The 19050-nt window shown below is 63.0% G+C and carries 15 protein-coding genes; 12 read left to right on the top strand and 3 right to left on the bottom strand.

Features of this window, described 5'->3' with window-relative positions; all coding sequences use genetic code 11:
* Positions 1-84 precede the first annotated feature (84 nt).
* Positions 85-891 carry a DNA/RNA nuclease SfsA gene (locus PZH32_RS04315; protein ID WP_275206429.1) on the bottom strand — a complete coding sequence of 269 codons (807 nt, stop codon included), beginning with the start codon at positions 889-891 and terminating at the stop codon, positions 85-87.
* 9 nt (positions 892-900) lie between these two features.
* Complete coding sequence (locus PZH32_RS04320; protein ID WP_275206430.1) at positions 901-1854, bottom strand: gamma-glutamyl-gamma-aminobutyrate hydrolase family protein; 954 nt, start codon at positions 1852-1854, stop codon at positions 901-903.
* Between the two features lie 375 nt (positions 1855-2229).
* Between PZH32_RS04320 and PZH32_RS04325 the strand changes: the two genes are divergently transcribed.
* From PZH32_RS04325 to PZH32_RS04335, 3 genes are all read left to right on the top strand, one after another.
* On the top strand, positions 2230-3474 hold the full coding sequence (locus tag PZH32_RS04325) for a CoA transferase (RefSeq protein ID WP_275206431.1): 1245 nt from the start codon (positions 2230-2232) through the stop codon (positions 3472-3474).
* Positions 3475-3643: 169 nt separating this feature from the next.
* The gene (locus tag PZH32_RS04330) at positions 3644-4918 is read left to right on the top strand and encodes an MFS transporter (RefSeq protein ID WP_275206432.1); all 1275 of its coding nucleotides are present in this window, start codon (positions 3644-3646) and stop codon (positions 4916-4918) included.
* Between the two features lie 117 nt (positions 4919-5035).
* On the top strand, positions 5036-5533 hold the full coding sequence (locus PZH32_RS04335) for a nuclear transport factor 2 family protein (protein ID WP_275206433.1): 498 nt from the start codon (positions 5036-5038) through the stop codon (positions 5531-5533).
* 54 nt (positions 5534-5587) lie between these two features.
* Here PZH32_RS04335 and PZH32_RS04340 read toward each other — a convergent pair whose 3' ends face one another.
* Positions 5588-6346 carry an Hsp70 family protein gene (locus PZH32_RS04340; protein ID WP_275206435.1) on the bottom strand — a complete coding sequence of 253 codons (759 nt, stop codon included), beginning with the start codon at positions 6344-6346 and terminating at the stop codon, positions 5588-5590.
* A gap of 135 nt (positions 6347-6481) precedes the next feature.
* Between PZH32_RS04340 and PZH32_RS04345 the strand changes: the two genes are divergently transcribed.
* The 9 genes from PZH32_RS04345 to PZH32_RS04385 all read left to right on the top strand — a co-directional run bounded on the left by PZH32_RS04345 (position 6482) and on the right by PZH32_RS04385 (position 18947).
* Positions 6482-7723 (top strand): CaiB/BaiF CoA transferase family protein, encoded by a 1242-nt coding sequence (locus PZH32_RS04345; protein WP_275206436.1) that lies wholly within the window; start codon positions 6482-6484, stop codon positions 7721-7723.
* Between the two features lie 72 nt (positions 7724-7795).
* The gene (locus PZH32_RS04350; RefSeq protein ID WP_275206437.1) at positions 7796-9118 is read left to right on the top strand and encodes an MFS transporter; all 1323 of its coding nucleotides are present in this window, start codon (positions 7796-7798) and stop codon (positions 9116-9118) included.
* A gap of 72 nt (positions 9119-9190) precedes the next feature.
* On the top strand, positions 9191-10453 hold the full coding sequence (locus tag PZH32_RS04355) for an MFS transporter (protein ID WP_275206438.1): 1263 nt from the start codon (positions 9191-9193) through the stop codon (positions 10451-10453).
* A gap of 78 nt (positions 10454-10531) precedes the next feature.
* Complete coding sequence (locus PZH32_RS04360) at positions 10532-11824, top strand: FAD-dependent oxidoreductase (protein WP_275206439.1); 1293 nt, start codon at positions 10532-10534, stop codon at positions 11822-11824.
* Entirely contained in the window at positions 11824-12108 is a 285-nt protein-coding gene (locus PZH32_RS04365; RefSeq protein WP_343074489.1) for a ferredoxin family protein, read from the top strand. The genes PZH32_RS04360 and PZH32_RS04365 overlap by 1 nt, the downstream gene beginning before the upstream one ends.
* A 42-nt stretch (positions 12109-12150) precedes the next feature.
* Positions 12151-14244 (top strand): FAD-dependent oxidoreductase, encoded by a 2094-nt coding sequence (locus PZH32_RS04370; protein ID WP_275206440.1) that lies wholly within the window; start codon positions 12151-12153, stop codon positions 14242-14244.
* A 9-nt stretch (positions 14245-14253) separates the two neighbouring features.
* Entirely contained in the window at positions 14254-15027 is a 774-nt protein-coding gene (locus tag PZH32_RS04375; protein ID WP_275206441.1) for an enoyl-CoA hydratase/isomerase family protein, read from the top strand.
* Between the two features lie 121 nt (positions 15028-15148).
* Positions 15149-17794: an AMP-binding protein gene (locus tag PZH32_RS04380; RefSeq protein WP_275206443.1), complete on the top strand. Its 2646-nt coding sequence runs from the start codon at positions 15149-15151 to the stop codon at positions 17792-17794.
* Positions 17772-18947, top strand: coding sequence for an acyl-CoA dehydrogenase (locus PZH32_RS04385; RefSeq protein WP_275206444.1), 1176 nt, complete (start codon positions 17772-17774; stop codon positions 18945-18947). The genes PZH32_RS04380 and PZH32_RS04385 overlap by 23 nt, the downstream gene beginning before the upstream one ends.
* The last annotated feature ends 103 nt before the right edge of the window (positions 18948-19050 follow it).

Genomic DNA, 19050 nt, shown 5'->3' on the forward strand with positions numbered 1-19050 from the left:
AGGGTCCCCGAAGGGACCCTTCTTAATGTTGTGGCGCGTTGCCTGGCACGGGCGCGACCGTGCGTTCGGCTGCGTGTCCGGTGCCTACCATTCCTCTAGCGGATAGCACGTCTGCAAGGAAACCCCTTCGGGACTGACGCTGAAGTCGGCCTGCCACAGCTCCACGCCAGCGGCGCGGCAGGTATCCACCGTTGCCAGCACCTCGTCGTAGGTGGTGCCGTGGTAGAAGCGAAACCCGAAGTTGTCGTAGTAAAGGCAGTACAGGATGACGGCGCGCTCATTGGTTTCCAGCGAGGCAGCCAGCTCGCGCAGGTGGCGCAGGGAGCGCTCGGTGGAGTTGAAGGGGGCCTCGGGCAACCGCGGCACGTAGGCAGGGATCTCCGTCTGCATTTGCACCAGGGGCGTTTTCACCTCCAGGTACAAGTTGTCGTTCACCAGGAAATCAAGGCGCGAATCGCCCAGGGGCACCTCGCGGCGCACGGTGCTTACGGGACCCGTAACGGCGTCGAGCGCCCCTTCGCGCAGAAACTGCTCCACGTAGCGGTTCGAGGCGTTCTGGTTAATGCCAATCCAGGGCTTCACCGCGTCCTCGGGCCGCGCCAAGGAGTAGGCCTCCACGGTCAGGGGCATCTTGCGCTTGGGGTTATGGCTATCGGACACCAGACAGGGGCGTCCCGCCAGGTCAAGTCCGCCAATGCGCGATACCGCGGGGCAATGGCAGCGCACCACCGGGCCCTCCCCGAAATCCACGTCCATGATGAAGCGGTTCGGCCGCGCCACAATGACGCCCTCGCGCAAAGGCTCGGGGAAGGGAATGAAGGGCTCGCCGTTTAGAAGTGGGGCCTTTGCGGGGTCCTGGGCGGTCGGAGAGCCGTTGGCTGCGCGGGTCATGGGCCTGCGCTAGCCGCGCTCGGCGCCGTAGCGCTCGGCGGCACCGGCCAGGGCGCGGAAGATGCCGCGGTGACGGTCAAGGTACTCGGGGTGCCACTGCACGCCCAGATAGAAGGGGAGGGCCGGGTCTTCCACGGCCTCCACCACGCGGTCCACGCTGGAGCGGGCGCTGACCAGCAGCGGCTTTGCCACGTGATCGATGCCCTGGTGGTGCATGGAGTTGACGGGGAAGGTGCCGGCGGCGCTGAGCGTGCCGGCCAAAAGGCTGCCAGCGGCAATGCGCACGGTGTCGGTGGTGCGGTCGTAAGGCGGCTCTTGGCGGTGGCCGATGCCCGTGACGCCGCAGTTGTACAGGTCGCGGTAAAGGCTGCCGCCCAGGGCCACGTTCATGACCTGCATGCCGCGGCAAATGCCCAAGGTCGGCATTTTGCGCTCGTGGGCCAGCTTCGCCAGCTCCAGTTCGAAGCCGTCGCGGTCCTCGCTGACGGCCAGCAGGCCGTCCAGGCAGGGGATGCGCGGGCTATCGGAAGCCGAGAGCACGTGACGCCCGTCCAGCTCCGTCACTTCGTCCACGTCGGGCAGCGCGCCCATGGCCTGCTCGAAGGCGGAGTCGGGCACGTAGTGACCGCAGAAGGGCACCTCGGCGCCGGTAGAACGGCAGCGCGAGGAGGACGAGGAGCCGCAGCCCAGATGGGCCACATCCTCCATGGCCATGCCGTCGCGGTTGTCGTCGGGCGCGGGCACGTAGTAGCGCGGGTGGATGTCGCCGCCGCCGGTAATGACCAGGCCGTCCAGGCTGTCGATGACCGCGCGGGCCTGCCGGCGATTCACCTCGGCACCCCCAGGAACCGGCGTCAGCAGCACCGGCGTAGCGCCTGCTGCCGCCACGCGGTTGATGTATTCGACGTTGACGCGCTGATAGCCGTCGGCCTCGTTCAGGGTGGTAGTGATGCCAATGATCATGGTAGTGCTCGCGCTTCCTTTCCGCTGATAGTTTCGAACAGGGTAGCACGGAGCAGGGGGAATGCGACATAGATAAAAGCGAATGCAGGACGTTAATCCGAGATCGGCCACGCGGGAGCTTGTTCCCGCTGTCCTTCTTTTCTGGCACGAAACTTGCTTGACGGGAAGAAGGCGCCCTCGGCAGGTCCAAACAGCCATGAAAGGGCGCGAGCCGCTGCTTTGCTGCATGGGGAACTCGGGCCGGCAATTGCTACGCCAGGAGAGGCGTTTCGGTAAACGTTGGCACGCTTGTTGCTAAAGCAGGGTCAGGGACCAATGCCGCTCGGCGGCACGACTGCGACCCCTTCGCGGGCCGCCAGATTAGGAGGAGTGCTTATGAAATCATCGGAGCGTCCTAAGTTCGGCAATCTGCAGAGCCTGAAGGTTCTGAACGCCGGCGCTGTCATTGCCGCGCCCTTTGTGTGCGAGCTGTTCGCCGAGCAGGGAGCTGACGTTATCGAGCTGGAGAGCACCATGGCGCCTGACATGTACCGCATGTACGGCGACGCCTGGTCGGTGGATCGCCGCAACCAGCGCATGATGACTCTGAACATTCCCTCGCCCGAGGGCAAGGAAATTCTGCTGCAAATGGTGAAGTGGGCCGACGTGCTGGTGGAGTCCTCCAAGGGCGGCACCTGGGCCAAGTGGGGCCTCACCGACGAAGTGCTGTGGGAGGCCAACCCGGCTCTCGTCATTCTGCACATCTCGGGCTTCGGTAACTGGGGCGACCCGGATTACGTGCGCAAGGCCTCCTTTGACCCCATCGGCCAGGCCTTCTCGGGCTATTCCAATCTGAACGGCTTCCCGGGTTGCCCGCCGAACGTGACCAAGCCCTTCACCGGCGACTTCGCCACGGCGCTCATGGGCGCTTGGGCCACCCTGGCTGCGGTCATCCGCGCCCGTGAGACCGGCGAGGGCGAGTCCATCGACTGCACGCAGTTCGAGTCTCTGGTGCGCATCCAGGGCGCCACGCTGTCCGACGGCATCAACCATGGCATCCAGCCCATGCGCATCGGCAACGAGGACCTGGTAGGCGCCTGCGCCGGATCCCAGAAGTGCAAGGACGGCTACTGCCAGGTGGCCGTGGGCGGTGCCGGCCCTGTGCGCAAGCTGGTGGAGTTCCTCGGCTTCGCCGAAGACCCCGACTTCCAACCTTTGGGCTCCTACGCTTCCATCACTCGCGCCCCGGGCTGCAAGAGCCTGGACGAGCCGCTGCCGCCGCGCGCGGCCAAGTTCCGCGCCGCGCTGGACAAGTGGTGCGAGGAGCACACGGTGGAGGAGGTCAACCGCACCTTCTCCGAGATGGGCGTGCCCGTCAGCCCGCACATGACCTACGCCATGATGCTGGAGGATCCGCACTATCAGGCCCGCGAGGTGTTCATCGACGTCTACGACGAGATCACCGAGAAAGACGTGAAGCAGGTAAATATGATGCCGCGCTTCAAGAAGCATCCGGGTCAGGTGGTGCGCGGCGGTGCCAAGTACGACGCCGACACCCGCGACATCATGGAGGAGTTCGGCTACTCGCCCGAGGAGATCGAGCTTCTGTATGAGAAGGGCGTGCTCAAGAAAGGGGAATAAGCCCTTTCGATCCCTGTAGGGAAACCGGGGCGGTTCCGACCGCCCCTTTGGAGGGTAATTAGCAAAAACGGTAGCCGCGACTTCGTTGCAGAGAAGGCGGCAGGCACGGTTTTTGCTAGTGATACGTCGTTCGGTTTGCAGGCCGGGCGATCAGAGATAAGGAGAAAGAATGGGAACTTCAACTAAGGGCAGCAATTACGCCTGGGCAATTGCGATCTCTTGTATCGCGTTCTATGCCGTACCGCTGGGCTTTGCCGCCAACCACTCGGGTCTGTTCCTGACCCCGGTCATCGATGAGTTTGGCTGGAGCCAGACGGACGCTTCGCTGTACATGTCCATTCAGCCTTGGGTACAGGCTATCGTCACCATTTTCGCCGGCAAGATTATCGCCAAGTACAATCCGCGCTGGATCATGACCGCTGCCATGCTGGTCTTCAGCTTGTCGTGGATTGCCTGCGCGTTCTTCGATGCCCCCTGGCAGTGGAACGTGTTCGGCGTGCTCTACGGCGCTTCTGCCGCTTTCTGGATGTACATCGGTACGCCCACCATGGTCAACCGCTGGTTCGCCAAGAGCAACGGTACGGTTATCGGTGCTATCGGCGTGTTCGTGTCGCTGTTCGGCGCCATCATGAGCCCCATTGTGCAGAGCTGGATCTCCGGCATGGGCTGGCACACCGCCCGTATCATCACCGGCGTGATCGTGCTGGTTATTGGCGCTGGTGTTACCTTCCTCTTGCTGCGTGAGTCTCCCGAGAAGATGGGTGTGAAGCCCTGGGGCTACGATGCCGCTGAGGCCGATCGCGCCAAGAGCGCCGAGGCCAACATCACCGAGGTCAAGGAGACCGCTGGTCTGACTCGCGCCGAGGCGCTGAAGCAGCCCGCTCTGTGGCTCCTCGTGCTGATGGCCGGCATGTTCGTTATCTCCGCTTCCTTCGTGCAGCAGCTTTCCCGTTACGCCTCTACCGTGGATGCCCTGGGCCCCGCGGTGGGCGCTATGGCCGTGTCCATTGCCATGATCACCTCTATGGCCGGCAAGTTCGGTCTGGGCTGGATCTCCGACCACTTCGGCGCTAAGGCTGCCGGTGTGGTGGCCGGCGTTCTGGGCGGCGCCGGTGCCGCTGTGGCTCTGATTTCCGGCGACAGCGCCACGATCTTCTACGTGGGCGTTGCTCTGTTCGGTATCGGCTACTCGGCCCTGAACGTGGTTCCGCCGCTGACCTGCCAGCAGGCCTTCGGTGACAAGGACTACTCTTCCGTATTCGCTCTGGTTGCTACGGGCCTGAACGTGTTCTCCGGCTTCTCGGCGATCATCTATGCCCAGATCTTCGACATCACGGGCTCCTACGCCGGTGCTTTCTGGATGAACATCATCTTCTACGTGCTGATCATCATCCTGGCTCTGGTCATCGTGCCCATGGGCCGTCGCGCGTGGGCGAACAAGTAGGCTCGATAATCCTACGAAGAGGTTGAGGCTGCAAACTCGACCCGATAAGGCCCCCGCCTCGGCGGGGGCCTTTCTTGTCGGTCTAGGAAAAGGTAGTGAGGAAAAGGAGTATCGGCGATGGGCTGCTATCGGAAAGAAGAGAAGCGAAGCGACGGATCGGACGCGCTTTCCCTTGAGGAACGCGTGCAGCGCCTCGAGGATAGGCAGGCCGTCGAGGCCGTGCTGGTGTCCTATGCGCACCAGGTGGATGCACGGGATGCCGAGGGGGTAGCGGAGCTCTTTACCGAAGACGGCCAGCTGCAAGTTCCGGGTGCGGCGCCCCTGATCGGGCGCGCCCGTATTGCCAAGGTCTATGGCCGACTGCTGGGCGCCTTGAAGTCCTCGACCCATGTGGTGTCGAATTTCGAAGTGGCTTTTACGGCTCCTGATTGTGCGGCGGTGACCTGCGTGCTCTGGGCCTGGGAGGGTTTTGACGGTTCCTTGCACTTTGGCGGAGCGGAAAATCGCTTTTCCTTCGGCCGCTATGCGGCGCAGCTGGTGCGCGAAGAGGAAGGCCGATGGCGCATGGCCTCGCTGGCCATTTCGTTTGCAGGCCAAGAGGGAGGCGCAGAGTAAAACGGGCCGCTCGATTGAGCGGCCCGTTGTCGACGCAGAAGAAGCAGTGGCAGGCTATTGCTTGCCCCACCAGCTTTTCACGCGCAGGTAATCTTCTTCCATGTCGTCATAGCGCGCTCTGAAAGCATCAAGAGCGTTTTCCAGCTCGGCCATGGTGGCCGCCGTGGCCTCGGGCGGCATGACCTGGAGGGCGGTTTGCAGGCGCTTGCGCGCAGCCTTGTAGGCGCGCTTGCGGCCGAAATCCATGCGGCGCTTGGCAAGGCTGAAGCGCTCGAAGGCCTGATCAAGCAGGGAATATCCCACGAGCATGGTGTCGATGTTGGCGCGGTGCTGGTCGTCTTCCTGCTCGTGCTCTTCGGCGTCGGCCACAGCCTGGGCCAGGGTCTGCGCTGAAATGCGGGGCTGCTCGATATGGGCCAGAAGCTCGGTGCTCTTCTTATCTTTATTGGCGGCGGCGATGGTGATGCGCCCGTCCTTGTCGATATCGAAGTCCACTTCGATCTTGGGAACGCCGGCGCCGCTCCACTTCAGATTGCGCACGCGCACGCGGCACGCATCTACGTTGTCACGGGCCAAGGGTCGCTCGCCCAGGACGATATGGAACTCGGCGGCCATCTGGTAGGCGTCCGCCGTCGAGTAGAGCGCCGTATGGTGGAACGGCAGGCGAACGCCTTGGGCGATAACGCGCTCCGTGCGACCGCCCGGCACTTCGATATTGAGGCTTACGGGCATAACGGGCTCGGTGATTTCCAGTTGGATGCAGGCGCTCTCGCAGGGAGCGGGCCTGGGTGCGGATTTGGCCATGAGAGCCATAGGACCTCCTTTTCTTCAAGGATGTCGACGGTGTTGATGTTCTTTCTGCCGCAAATTCCGTGCCAGGTTGGCACGGAATTTGCGAGAAATGACGTCATCCCGCTGCTTTTTGCAGCCTATCAAAAGGAGGAGCGTATGAAAACAAAAGAGTGCCCCCAGTTCGGTCCCTTGAAGGGTGTGAAGGTGGTCAACCTGACCATGGCCATTGCCGGCCCCTTCGCCTGTGGTTTGCTGGCCGACTTGGGCGCTGACGTTATTGGCGTCGAAAGCCCGATGGGCCGCGACACCTCGCGTCCCACCAGCGAGGCGCTCCAGGGCTGGGGCACCCAGATGGAGCGTCGCAACACGCGCTCTCTGTGCATGAACGTGAAAGAGGGCGCTGGTCGCGAGTGGTTCTTCGAGCTGCTGAAAGACGCCGACATCCTGATGGACGGCTTCCGCGGCGGTCAGATGGCCAAATGGGGTATGCCCGACGAGGTGCTGTGGGAGATCAACCCGCGCCTGACCATCGTGCACATCTCCGGCTTCGGCCAGACCGGCGATCCCGACTACATCGGCCGCGCCTCCTTCGACGGTATCGGCCAGGCCTTCGGTTGCTTCATGGAAATGAACGGCTTCCCGGATCGTCTGCCCGTGTTGGCCTTCCCTCAGGTGTCCGACTACTACGCCGGCTTCATGGCCGATGTGGGCGCACTGGCAGGTTACATCAACGCCCAGAAGACGGGCCAGGGCGAGAGCGTGGACGTGGCTCAGTACGAGTCCATGCTGCGCTGCGAGGGCTTCTATGCGGTGAACTACCTGAACACCGGCGCGCTGCCCGTGCGCGAGGGCTCGCACTCCACCTCTTCGGCCGGCTACGGCACGTACATCTGCAAGGACGGCGTGCCCATCTACGTGCTTATCCTGGGACCCGGCGTGGTTAAGAAGGCCATCCCGGCCTTCGGTTTGGAGTACGGCAGCGACCTGTTCCCCGTGGGCACCCCCGTGGTGGCCTTCGGCAGCGAGGCCGGCGATGCGCTTGAGGCGGCTATGGAGAAATTCTTCAGCGAGCATGACTCGGAAGAGGCCGAGCGCATCCTGTTGGATGCCGGCGTACCGGCCAGCCGCATCTACAACTTCGCCATCGCCGAGAAGGACCCGCACTACATCGCCCGCGAAAGCTTCACCGAGTGGAAGAACTCCTTCAATGACGAGACGGTGCGCGGCGTGAACATCGTGCCGAAGCTGAAGAACAACCCTGGCCAGATTTGGCGCGGCATGCCGCTGGTGGGCGCCGACAACGAGGACATCCTTGAGGAGCTGGGCGCCACGCCTGACCAGATTGCGGCCATGTACGACGAGAAGCTGCTGAAGAAGGAGGAGACCCCCTTCGGCTAAACCGCAGCGATCGAGATTCATTGGAGAGAGCGGCCGGGAGGGGCCGCTCTCTCTTTCGGGAGAGGGACGCAGATGGTGAGGAAAACGGCATCGGTGAATTACGCCTGGGTGATTGTTGTTGCCTGCTTGGCCTTTTATGCGCTGCCCGTGGGCGTTGTGGGCAATACGGCGGGCATCTATGCTACGCCGGTCATGGAAGAGTTCGGCTGGTCCCGCACGGAGGCCACGCTGTACATGGCCATCCAGCAGCTGGTGGCCGCGGCGGTCACGCCCTTTGCCGGCATGGTGCTGGCCCGCTTCAATCCTCGCTGGGTGCTGACGGGGATCTCTCTGCTCATCGGGCTCTCTACGGCTGCCTGTGTTTTCTTCGACGCGCCCTGGCAGTGGAATGTCTACGGCGTGGTCTATGGCTTCTGCGCGGGATTCATCTTGTTCCTGGCGGTGCCCACCATTATCAATCGCTGGTTCGTGCAGCGCAGCGGTTTCGCCATTGGCATTGCCAGCGCCGGCATTGGGGTGTTCGGCGCTCTGGCCAGCCCGCTGACCCAAATGCTCATTTCCGCCTATGACTGGCAGACGGCGCGCCTGGTGACAAGCTTGACCTGTATGGTGCTGTCCGCGGGGCTGACGGCTCTTCTGCTGCGCCCCTCTCCCGAGTCCATGGGCGTCCTGCCCTATGGAGCGGACGAGAACTATGGCCGTGCGGTGCCCTTGCAGGAGCATGTCGGCACCGAGACGGTCGTGCGCGAAGGGGCTACAGTGGCCCAGGCCCTGCGCTCGCCGGGGCTCTATCTGCTCATGGTGGTAGCGGGTTGCTTCTCCATGGGGGCATTTTTCATGCAGCAGGTGCCCTCGGCCTGCGCCGTAGGTCCCCTGGGGGCGGAAGTGGGCGCCTTTGCCGTCTCGGCCATCATGCTGGGCACCGTGGCCGGCAAGCCGCTGCTGGGCTGGCTCGCCGATCGCATCGGCGCGGTGCCGACGGGCATGATTGCCGGCTTCGGGGGCGCGCTCGGGGTGCTTATCGCCCTTTTTAGTGGCGAGAGTGCCGCGCTGTTCTTCTTGGGCGTGGGTATCTACGGACTGGGGTATTCCTCCCTGTCCATCGTGTCGCCCATGCTGGGCAGCCAGGGCTTCGGAACGGCGCATTTCTCGGAAATCTACTCCTACGTGTGCATGGCCATCTCGGTGGCGAGCGCCCTGGGATCCTTCGCCTTTGCGTTCCTGTACGACGTAACGGGCAGCTTCACGGTGGACTACGTGCTGGTCATTGCCATTTACCTGGTATCGGCCCTGCTCTGTCCGCTGACGGTGAAGCTTTCCCAGCGCTGCTGGAAGGTCGCTGAAAGCAAGGCGGCAGTGCCCTGCGAGGAGGAGTTGGAGGCCCCGCTCTCATAGTTTGGCACGGTATTTGCTGATGCATTTGCTAACGGTATCCATCTTCTCAAGCCTTCGGGCAGGAGGTGTGCAATGAACGCAATGCAGAAGCGCAGTACTCTGTGGGCGTGGCTCGTGGTTCTGGGATGCTTGGGGTTCTACTCCATCCCCACGGGCGTCATCGCCAACACGTCGGGCATCTTCGTAGCGCCGGTTATGGACCAGTTCGGGTGGACCCAGACGGACACCACCATGTATCGAACGATCCAGCCCTTGGTGTCGGCCGTCGTCGCCCCCTTTGCAGGAAAGCTCTTGCAGAAGGGCAACCCTCGCTGGATTTTGGCGGGCATCTCGTTGCTGTTCGGCCTGGCGTCCTGGGCCAGCGCCTACGCCACCGAGCTGTGGCAGTGGAACCTCTACGGCGTGATCTTCGGTATTACGGCCGGCTTCTTTATGTATCTGGCCGCTCCTGTGCTCATTAACACCTGGTTCGAGAAGAACGCCGGCATTGCCATCTCCATTACGGCGGCGGCCCTGTCGCTGCTGGCGGCTATTGCCAGCCCCGTGGGCCAGGGCCTCATCGATGCCTATGGCTGGCAGACGGCCCGCGCCATCATGTCGCTGTTCACCACGGTGCTTTCGGTGGTGCTGACGGTGCTCTTCGTGCGAAAGAGCCCGGCGGTTATGGGGCTTCTGCCCGTGGGCGCCGAGCACAAGCCCGGCGAGTCGGCCGTGGAGAAGGAAGAGGAGCTGACCTACGAGAGCGGTGCCACCATGGCCCAGGCTCGTCGCTCCCCGGGCCTCTACATGCTGGTGCTTGTGGCCGGCATCTTCGTGATGTGCGCCGCGTTCTTCCAGCAGATCCCCGCCTTCTGCGCCCGCACCGAGCTGGGTGCCGCTGCCGGCGCCATGGCCGTATCCATCATGATGGTGGGCGGTATCGTGTTCAAGCTTATCCTGGGCGCCCTGAACGACCGCATCGGCGTGCGCTATACGGGCATCATCGCGGCAGCTGCCGGCGGCATCGGCATTTTGCTGGCGTTCCTGGCCGGCTCGAACGTGGCGATGTTCTATGCGGGCATGGTCATCTTCGGCGGTGGCTACGCGGGCCTGACGGTCATTGCCCCGATGCTGGCGCGCGAGTCCTTCGGCTCGCTGAACTACTCCCAAATTTACTCCTGGGTGTCTACGGGCATCTTCGTGTTCACCGCTATTTCCTTTGTGGTCTACGGCATGATCTACGACACCACGGGCTCCTATGACCTGTGCTTTGTGGTGGTCATCGCCATGTACGCCCTGGGCGTGGTCCTGGTGCCGTTGACTATCAGCATTTCCCATCGCGCCTGGAAGAAATAGGCGCATCGTCGCAGGGCCTTGAAACGTGGGTCTGGCCCTCCCGCATGCCCCATAAGCATCGAGAGAAGGAGAGATCGAGTGGACGAAGAAGTATTCGACGCGGTCATCGTCGGCGGTGGCCTGGCCGGTTGCACGGCCGCCTATGTGCTGGCCAAGGCCGGCTGCGAGGTGGTGGTCATCGAGCGCGGCCCCTTTAGCGGCTCCAAGAACATGACCGGCGGCCGTCTGTACGGCCACAGCCTTGAGAAGGTCATTCCGAACTTCGCGGAGTCGGCGCCGGTGGAGCGCGTCATTACCAAGGAGCGCCTGTCGTTCCTGACTGAGACCGAGGGTACGACGGTGGACTACACGAGTCCGGCGTTGGCCGAGCCCGCCTGCGCCTCCTATGCGGTGCTGCGCGCGCCGTTCGATCAGTGGCTGGCCGAGCAGGCCGAGGCCGAGGGCGCCATGTTCGTCAATGAGATTCGCGTAGACGATCTTATCGTCGAGGACGGCGTGGTGCGCGGCGTGCGCGCCGGTGAGGACGACATGTACGCCCGCGTGACCATCTTGGCCGACGGCGCCGTGTCGCTCTTGGGCCAGAAACTGGGCATGGTGCCCAAGTTGGATCCCCATAAGTATGCCGTAGCCGCTAAGGAGACCATCCAGCTGGATGAGAAAACGGTGTCGGACCGCTTCGGCGTGAAGGCCGGAGAGGGCTGCGCCTGGCTGTTCGTGGGCGACCCTACTGACAGCCATATCGGCGGTGGCTTCCTCTACACCAACAAGGACTCCATTTCGCTGGGCGTGGTGACCACCATTGGCGACATCGATTACAGCGACATCACCGTGCCCCAGATGCTCAAGCGCCTGGAGGCCCATCCGGTGGTGGCGCCCCTCATCGAGGGCGGCGACATGCGCGAGTACACCGGCCGCATGGTCATCGAGGGGGGCCTGGCCGGTGTGCCCGAGCTGGTGCGTGACGGCGTGCTCATTACCGGCGACGCCGGTGCCCTGGGGCTCAACACCGGCTACTGCGTGCGCGGCATGGACTTCGCCATCGAGTCGGGACGCTTGGCTGCCGAGACCGTGCTGGCCGCTAAGGAGAAGGACGACTTCAGCGCCCAGACCCTGGCCGCCTATACGGCCAAGCTGGACGACAGCTTCATCATGAAGGATCTGAAGCACTACGCGAAGTTCCCGGCCTTCATGGAGGAGACCCGCCGCATGTTCACCGACTACGGTCCCATGCTCAACGAGATCATGGCCGGCCTGTTCACCGTGGACGGCGGCGACCCGGTGCCGCTTAAGAAGAAGGCCATGGGAGCGGTGAAGAAAGTGGGTCTGCTGAATATTGCCAAGGACGCGCGGAAGGGAGTGAAGGCGCTGTGATGGAGGATATGACCGTCGAGCAGAAGCTCGCCGTGGACAAGTTCCACGTTGATGAGGAGTTCGCCCACATCGAGGTGGACAAGGACGCCGATCCGGCCATGATCGCGCGTTTGGTGAAACTGTGCCCTGCCGGGCTCTACGTGATCGATGAGAACGGCGAGCTGACCTTCGACTATGCCGGTTGCCTGGAGTGCGGCACCTGTCTGGTGGCTGTGGGCGACACGGTGGTGAAGTCGTGGAACTACCCCCGCGGGGGCATGGGCGTGGAATTTCGTCTGGGTTAATTGGTAAGGCGCTCGCAAGAGCTTTAAGATGAAGGAGCAGGAATGAGCAAAGAGTACCCCATTCTCGGATCGCCGCTGAAGGTGAACGGTGTGACGATGCGAAACCGCATGATCACCACTTCGATGTCGCCGGGCGAGGGCTATGTGACCAAGGACAATCATCCCACTGAGATGCTGGCCAACTATCTGGAGGAGCGCGCCGCCGGCGGCACGGGCATGATCATCCAGACCATCTGCCCCTGGCAGCGCTTCGAGGGCGATGGCCTGCATCCTCTGCCCATGGCCTATGACGAGTCCTGCATCCCCGAGCTGAAGAAGTACATGGTCGAGCCGGTGCACAAGCATGACGGCCTCATTTGCGCGCAGATCTACTACGTGCACGACTGGAAGCCCGACGCGGAAACCAAGGAGAGCCCCTACGGTCCCTCCGAGATTGCCGTCATCCCCATGATGGGCGGGTTCAAGACCATGACCCTCGAGCAGATCGAGGCCTTCAAGGCTCAGTTCTTCAACGCCGTGAAGGTATGCAAGGAGGCCGGCTTCGACGCCGTCGAGGTCATGGCGGGCGTGGGCGGCATTCTCAGCCGTTTCATGAGCCAGGCCACCAATAACCGCACCGACCAGTACGGCGGCAGCCTGGAGAACCGCGCCCGCCTGACCCTCGAGGTCATTCGCGGCGTGCGCGATATTGTCGGCCCCGACTATCCCATTGTGGTGCGCTGGTCGCCCCTGGACTTCATCAAGACCGACAACGGCCCGGGCCTGTCCATGGAAGAGTCGCTGCAAATTGCCCAGTGGATGGAAGAAGCCGGACTTGACCTGCACGACCTGTCCGTGGGCTGGCATGAGACCAGCGTGCCGCTGACCACCAAGGGCATTGAGGACGGCCACTGGATGTACATCGCCAAGCAGATTAAATCGGTGGCGAAGAAGCCCGTGGGCCAGGGTTACCGCAACACCGACCCCACGGTGATGGAGCAGAACCTGCAGGACGGCAAGTGCGACGTCATCGCCGGTCTGCGCTACTCCATTGCCGACCCGGCGCTGCCGCTGAAGGTTATGGAGGACCGCACGGCCGATATGCGCAAGTGCATCGTGTGCTGCCGCTGCATCGACGACGTGGTGTCTCGCGGCCTTTCGCTGGTGTACTGCGGCGTGAACCCCCATCTGGGCCCCGAGCTGCTCCACGAGATGTACCCGCCGGCGAAGGAGAAAAAGCGCGTAATGGTGGTGGGCTCCGGGCCGGCCGGCATCAACGCGGCCCTCACGGCGGCTCAGCGCGGGCACACGGTTGATTTGTACGAGATGGGCCCGCGCCTGGGCGGTTGCGTGAAGATGAGCTCCATTTTCAGCCCCTATCATGAGCGCTATCTGGACTACATGATCCACGAGATGGGCAAGCACCCCGAGATCACCGTGCACCTCAACACCGAGGTCACGCCGGCGCTGGTGCAGTCCGTGAAGCCCGATGCGGCCATCGTGGCCGTGGGCGGCGCGCCCATCGGCCTGGATGTGCCCGGTGCCGACGGCAAGAACGTCATCTCCTCCCATGACTTCCTGGAAATGCTGAACGGCCACAAGCCCCAGGGCAAGAAGGGGGCGTTCAACAACTTCATGTGGGGCGCGGGTGCCATGTTCCTGAAGCACTATTACACCCCGGCGTTCGCTCGCGACATGACGGCCAAGATGAACTGGCCCATCAGCCGCGACATTGCCATCGTGGGCGGCGGCCTGCCCGGCTGCGAGTTGGGCCATCTGTGCATGGAGACCGGTCGCAAGACCGCCATCATCGAAGAAAAGAAGAAGATCGGCTATGATGTGAGCCCGTCCGAGCGTTTCGGTTTGACGAGCAGCTTCAAGAAGGCCGAGAACGTGGAGCTCTACCCGTTGACGCGTGTGACTGCTATCCGGGAGGACGGCGTGGAGGCCATCCAGACCAACAAGGAGGGCGAGGCCAAGAAGATCTTCATTCCTGCCAAGACCGTGGCCCTGACCCTGGGCCTTGACCCGAATCGCGAGCTGGGCGAAAAGATCAAGCCGGCCGTGAAAGAAGTGTACCTGGTGGGCGACTGCGACAATCCCGGTCGTATCGCCGATGCCACCAAGGCCGGCTATGTGGCGGCCTGTGCCCTCTAGGAGCAAGTCATGACCGTGAACGAAGAGCTCGACGTCGTCTACGCCGAGGATGCCGGCGACGGCATCCGAGTCATATATCTCAACCAGCCGAAGAAGAAGAACGCCATTTCGGCGCCGATGATGGACCTGCTGTCCGATCTGCTTACCGCCGCGGACAACGACGATGCGGTGCGTGTGGTCGTGCTGCGCGGCGTGGGCGAGAACTTCTCGAGCGGCGGCGACCTCAATCAGGGCGATGGCTCGAAGCCCACCCCGGAATCGGCCCGCAAGACCCTGCGCCGCTACCTGCGGGCCGTGCGCACGCTGCGCTCCATCGCCAAGCCCGTGGTGGCCATGGTGGACGGCTACGCCGTGGGCGGCGCCTTTGCCCTGGTGTTAGCCAGCGATTTGGTGTGCGCATCGGAACGTGCCCAGTTCGTGCCGGCCTTCTGCCAGATCGGCATCATTCCCGAGATGGCCATCATGAAGTACTTGCCCGAGCTGGTGGGCGCCCAGCGGGCCAAGGAGCTGCTGTTCATCGGCGGCAAGATTCCCGCGGCCCAGATGAAGGAGTGGGGCCTCGTCAACCGGCTGTTTGCCGCTGACTCCTTGGAGGAGGAGACGCTGGCCTTCGCCCGCCAGGTGTCCAGCATGCCCGATGCCTCCATTCAGATTACCAAGACGCTGATGAATTCGCTGGCCGACGAGAACCTGAATGCGTGCCTGGAAGCGGAGTCGACGGCCTCTCCCTTCTGCACCACCACCACGGCCTACGCCAAGACCATGGAGCGGTTCGCGAAATAGCTCCGCCGGGGCCCTCGCTCGAGGGCCCCTTTCTTGTACGCCTGCGGTCTCGAAGGGGGAGACGCGGGAGAGGTACCGAGATTGCCTGCTTGCCGGGGCAAGCGCAGGGGAAGGACGAGGAATGGAATTTGCCGAGTACGATAATGTGGCGCAGCCGTTTTTGGCCTGCGTGCGCGCGAACCCGGACGCGTGCGCCATGGTGTTCGAGGGGGAGCGCATCTCTTACGGGCAGATGAACGAGCGCGTGAACCGCTTCGCCCATTTGTTGCGGGAGGAAGCGGCGGTAACCCCCGGAGATAGAGTGGCCTACCTGCTGCCCAACTGCCCTGAGCTCATGGAGGTGTACTACGCGGCTCAGAAGATCGGGGCAGTGACCGTGCCGCTGAATTTCAAGCTCATTGCGCGGGAGGTGGGCTTCCTGGTCAATGCGAGCGGGGCCGAAACCCTGGTGTTCTCCGCGCAGTTCGCCGATTTGGTGGCCGAGGCGGCCTTGGGCTTCGAGCGCCCCGTGCGGTGCTTTTGCGTGGGCGGTGCGGCCGAGGGGGCCGTGGACGCGGAGGAGGTCCTGGCCCGTTGCGCCAGTGACGAACCTCTGATGTTCCATGACGCCGAGGCCTTGAGCCGCATTCAGTACACGGGCGGCTCGACGGGGCTGCCGAAGGGGGCGGCGCGCACCCATTGGGCCGATTTGGTCGAGCTGGCCTCGGTGACGGCCTCCAACGGTATGGCCGCCAGCCCGGGAAGCATCGCCTTGGTGCAGTGTCCCTTGGAGCATCATGGGGGTCATAGCTGGTTCACCAGCATTTTCGCTACAGGCGGAACCCTCATCATCTGCGCGGCTTTCAATGCCGAGCGCATCCTCCACGACATAGCGGCCTATGGCGTCACCCATGTGATTCTGCTGCCGCCCACTACCTATGAGCGTCTGACGCGCTGTCCCGTCATCGATCAGTACGACCTCAGTTCGGTGCGCCTGGTGCAGAGTGCAGCCGGGGCTACTACGCGTTCCATGATCGAGGGCGTGCTGGCGCAGTTTCCCAACGCGGAGCTGAATTACGGGTGGGGCCAATCGGAGAGCGGCACGGGCACGAGTTTGCGCATTACCCGCCAGATGCTGGCCGAGGACTCGCCGCTTTTGGGCAGCATCGGCCGACCCATGCCCTATGCGTCGTTGAAGATTGTCGACGACGAGGGGCGTGAAGTGCCCGTCGGCGAGGTGGGGGAGGCCCTCATCAAGACCGAGGCCGCCATGGAGGGCTACTACGGTCAGCCCGATCTGACTGCCGCTGCTTTTACGGCCGATGGCTGGCTTCGTACGGGAGACATGATGTCCCAAGACGAAGCGGGCTATTTCTTCATGCGCTCCCGTAAGAAGGACATGGTGAAGTCGGGCGGCGAGAACGTGTTCGTGGCCGAGGTGGAGAATGTGCTGCGCGCGCATCCGGCCATCGACGACTGCCTGGTGTTTGGTACCAGCGATCCCGTCATGGGCGAGGCCGTGGCCGCTGTGGTGCAGCCGGCGCCCGGGGCGGTGTTGACGGCCGCTGACGTGCAGATGCACTGCAAGCAAACGCTGGCCAGCTATAAAAAGCCCCGTTACGTGGTGTTCATGGACGACATGGGACGCGACAGCGCGGGCAAAGTGCGCAAGGCGCGCATCGAGGAGTACTTCGACGCCCATAAAGCCCAGGCGGCCCCTCGGCTGCACGAGAAGCTTTCCGACGATCCCGAGATCTATCTCATCCAGGTGCCCTTCTCAGAGGGCACGCCCATCGACTTTACCAACGCCTACCTGCTGCGCACGGAAGAGCGCGATCTGCTCATCGACACGGGTACCAGCCACGAGGCGTCCTATTCGGTGCTGTCGCGGGCCTTGGAAGAGCTGAAGGTGGATATGGCGCGCACCGATATCTTCCTCACGCATTTCCATATCGATCATCTCGGTTTGGCTGCCGCTCTGGCGGCTCCTACCACGCGCATCTATCTTTCAGCGCCCGACGAGGTGCTGTTCCGGGCTCGCGGAGAGGCGTCCTATCGGGGGACTATGAAGCGCCGCCTCATTGAGGAGGGGTTCCCCGCGGAAGATCTGGAGGTGCTGGCCCGCACCGATGCCCGACTGATTCCTCGTGCGCAGTGGCCCATGCCCGAGGCGTTTGAGACCGTGGCCGACGGCGACGTGCTTTCCGTTGGGCCCTATACGCTGGACGTGGTGGCCACGCCGGGCCATACGCCAGGTCATCTGTGCCTGGCCGTGCGCGACCGCGACATCGTCTTTCTCGGCGATCACATGCTGGAGAACACGTCGCCGAACATGGCGCCCTTCCCGAATGAGCCTGATTCCCTTGGCGACTATCTGACTAGTTTGGAGAAGATAGACGGGCTCGGCCCCCTGCGCGGTTTTATGGGCCACGGCGCCATCGACGCCAAGGCGCCCGCATCTCGTCTGCATGGCCGCATTGCTTGGCTGCTCGACCACCATCGCCAGCGATTGCGCGAGGTGGAAGCAGCCGTGGCGGCCTATCCTGGCGCCACTGGCACGGAAATTGCTAAGACTATTCATTGGAACATTCCCTACGAGCACTGGGACGAGGTTCCCATTATCCAGCGGTGGATCATCGTGGGCGAGACCGCGGCGCACCTCGATCACTTGCTGGCCCAGGGATTGATTTCCGTAGAGAAGGAGCAAGGCACGCGGCATTACTTTCCCGTTGCGGGAGAGGGTGCAGATGAGAAAGGACGTGGGCATGGACATGATTCTGACCGATGAGCAGGAGCTGTTGCTTGAGAGTCTCGACGAGCTCATGGAGCGCTACGGTACCGAGGACTACTTCAAGGAGTGCGACGAGAAGCACGAGTGGCCCCAGGAGTTCACCGATGCGCTGCTGGAGAACGGCTTCCAGATGCTGGGCGTCGATGAGAAGTTCGGCGGTACGCCCGTGGACGTGACCACGCTCATGTTGGTGGCCGAGCGCGTGTGCAAGAACGGCGCTCCCATTTACGTGTACGGCAACCTGTGCTCGCTGAAGGACATGACCGAGTTCGGCAGCCCCGAGCAGCAGGAACAGTGCTTCGCCGAGGTTATGGCCGGCAAGCCCGGCTTCGTTTTGGGCTTCACCGAGCCCGGCGCCGGTTCCGACTCCAGCTCGCTGGCCACCACCTTCAAGCGTCGCGACGGCAAGGTGTACCTGAACGGCTCGAAGTCGTTCATGACCAACGCCTTCAACTCCAAGTACATGCTGTGCGTGGCGCGCAACGCCGACGACGACCCCAACGACAAGGCGAACCGCTCCAAGTTCTCCATGTGGTGGGTGCAGCTGCACGACGACGAGGGCAATCTGATGCCCGGCATCACCATGGAGCCGCTGGAGAAGATCGGCTGGAACATGGGCAACACTTGCGAGATGTCGCTCAACGACGTAGAGCTGGAGGAGAAGGATCTGGTGGGCGTCGAGGGCCAGGGCTTCATGCAGGCCATGGTGAACTTCGAGGTGGAGCGCGTGCTGGCCTGTGCCCAGTCCCTGGGTGCCGCTGAGTGCGTCTACGAGGATGCCGTGCGCTATGCCACCCAGCGCATCCAGTTCGGCAAGCCCATTGGCAACAACCAGCTCATCCAGGAGCACATCACCAATATGTACATCATGATCGAGAACATGCGCAACTGGGTGTTCAAGTGCGCTTCCATGATCGATCGCGGCGAGTCGGTGATGGTGGATTCCGCCTGCGCCAAGCTGTACTGCGGCCGCGCTGCCTTCGAGGTGTGCGACCTGGCCCTGCAGATCATGGGCGGCATCGGCTACACCAAGGACAGCCGCATCTCCCGCATCTGGCGCGATCAGCGCGTCTACCGTATCGGCGCCGGCACCGACGAGATCATGATCCACATCGCCGGCCGCGCGCTGCAGAAGCCCTTTAAAAACTAGGGGCTCCTCGAGGTCGGGCCACGGGGTAGTGCTCAGTCGCTCAAACAGTCCTCGCTCGGCGAAACAGCCCACTGGGCTGTTTCGTTCGCTGCGGAACTCGCTT

The sequence above is a fragment of the Adlercreutzia equolifaciens genome, assembly GCF_029076695.1.
In the GTDB taxonomy this organism is placed as follows: domain Bacteria; phylum Actinomycetota; class Coriobacteriia; order Coriobacteriales; family Eggerthellaceae; genus Adlercreutzia; species Adlercreutzia equolifaciens_A.

Excerpts from the sequence above, each read along its gene's own strand:
- PZH32_RS04375 (WP_275206441.1), top strand. The coding sequence starts at position 14,254 with ATGACCGTGAACGAAGAGCTCGACGTCGTCTACGCCGAGGATGCCGGC.
- PZH32_RS04335 (WP_275206433.1), top strand. The coding sequence starts at position 5,036 with ATGGGCTGCTATCGGAAAGAAGAGAAGCGAAGCGACGGATCGGACGCG.
- PZH32_RS04325 (WP_275206431.1), top strand. The coding sequence starts at position 2,230 with ATGAAATCATCGGAGCGTCCTAAGTTCGGCAATCTGCAGAGCCTGAAG.
- PZH32_RS04315 (WP_275206429.1), bottom strand. The coding sequence starts at position 891 with ATGACCCGCGCAGCCAACGGCTCTCCGACCGCCCAGGACCCCGCAAAG.
- PZH32_RS04365 (WP_343074489.1), top strand. The coding sequence starts at position 11,824 with ATGGAGGATATGACCGTCGAGCAGAAGCTCGCCGTGGACAAGTTCCAC.
- PZH32_RS04320 (WP_275206430.1), bottom strand. The coding sequence starts at position 1,854 with ATGATCATTGGCATCACTACCACCCTGAACGAGGCCGACGGCTATCAG.
- PZH32_RS04355 (WP_275206438.1), top strand. The coding sequence starts at position 9,191 with ATGAACGCAATGCAGAAGCGCAGTACTCTGTGGGCGTGGCTCGTGGTT.
- PZH32_RS04350 (WP_275206437.1), top strand. The coding sequence starts at position 7,796 with ATGGTGAGGAAAACGGCATCGGTGAATTACGCCTGGGTGATTGTTGTT.
- PZH32_RS04370 (WP_275206440.1), top strand. The coding sequence starts at position 12,151 with ATGAGCAAAGAGTACCCCATTCTCGGATCGCCGCTGAAGGTGAACGGT.
- PZH32_RS04345 (WP_275206436.1), top strand. The coding sequence starts at position 6,482 with ATGAAAACAAAAGAGTGCCCCCAGTTCGGTCCCTTGAAGGGTGTGAAG.
- PZH32_RS04380 (WP_275206443.1), top strand. The coding sequence starts at position 15,149 with ATGGAATTTGCCGAGTACGATAATGTGGCGCAGCCGTTTTTGGCCTGC.
- PZH32_RS04385 (WP_275206444.1), top strand. The coding sequence starts at position 17,772 with ATGGACATGATTCTGACCGATGAGCAGGAGCTGTTGCTTGAGAGTCTC.
- PZH32_RS04330 (WP_275206432.1), top strand. The coding sequence starts at position 3,644 with ATGGGAACTTCAACTAAGGGCAGCAATTACGCCTGGGCAATTGCGATC.
- PZH32_RS04340 (WP_275206435.1), bottom strand. The coding sequence starts at position 6,346 with ATGGCTCTCATGGCCAAATCCGCACCCAGGCCCGCTCCCTGCGAGAGC.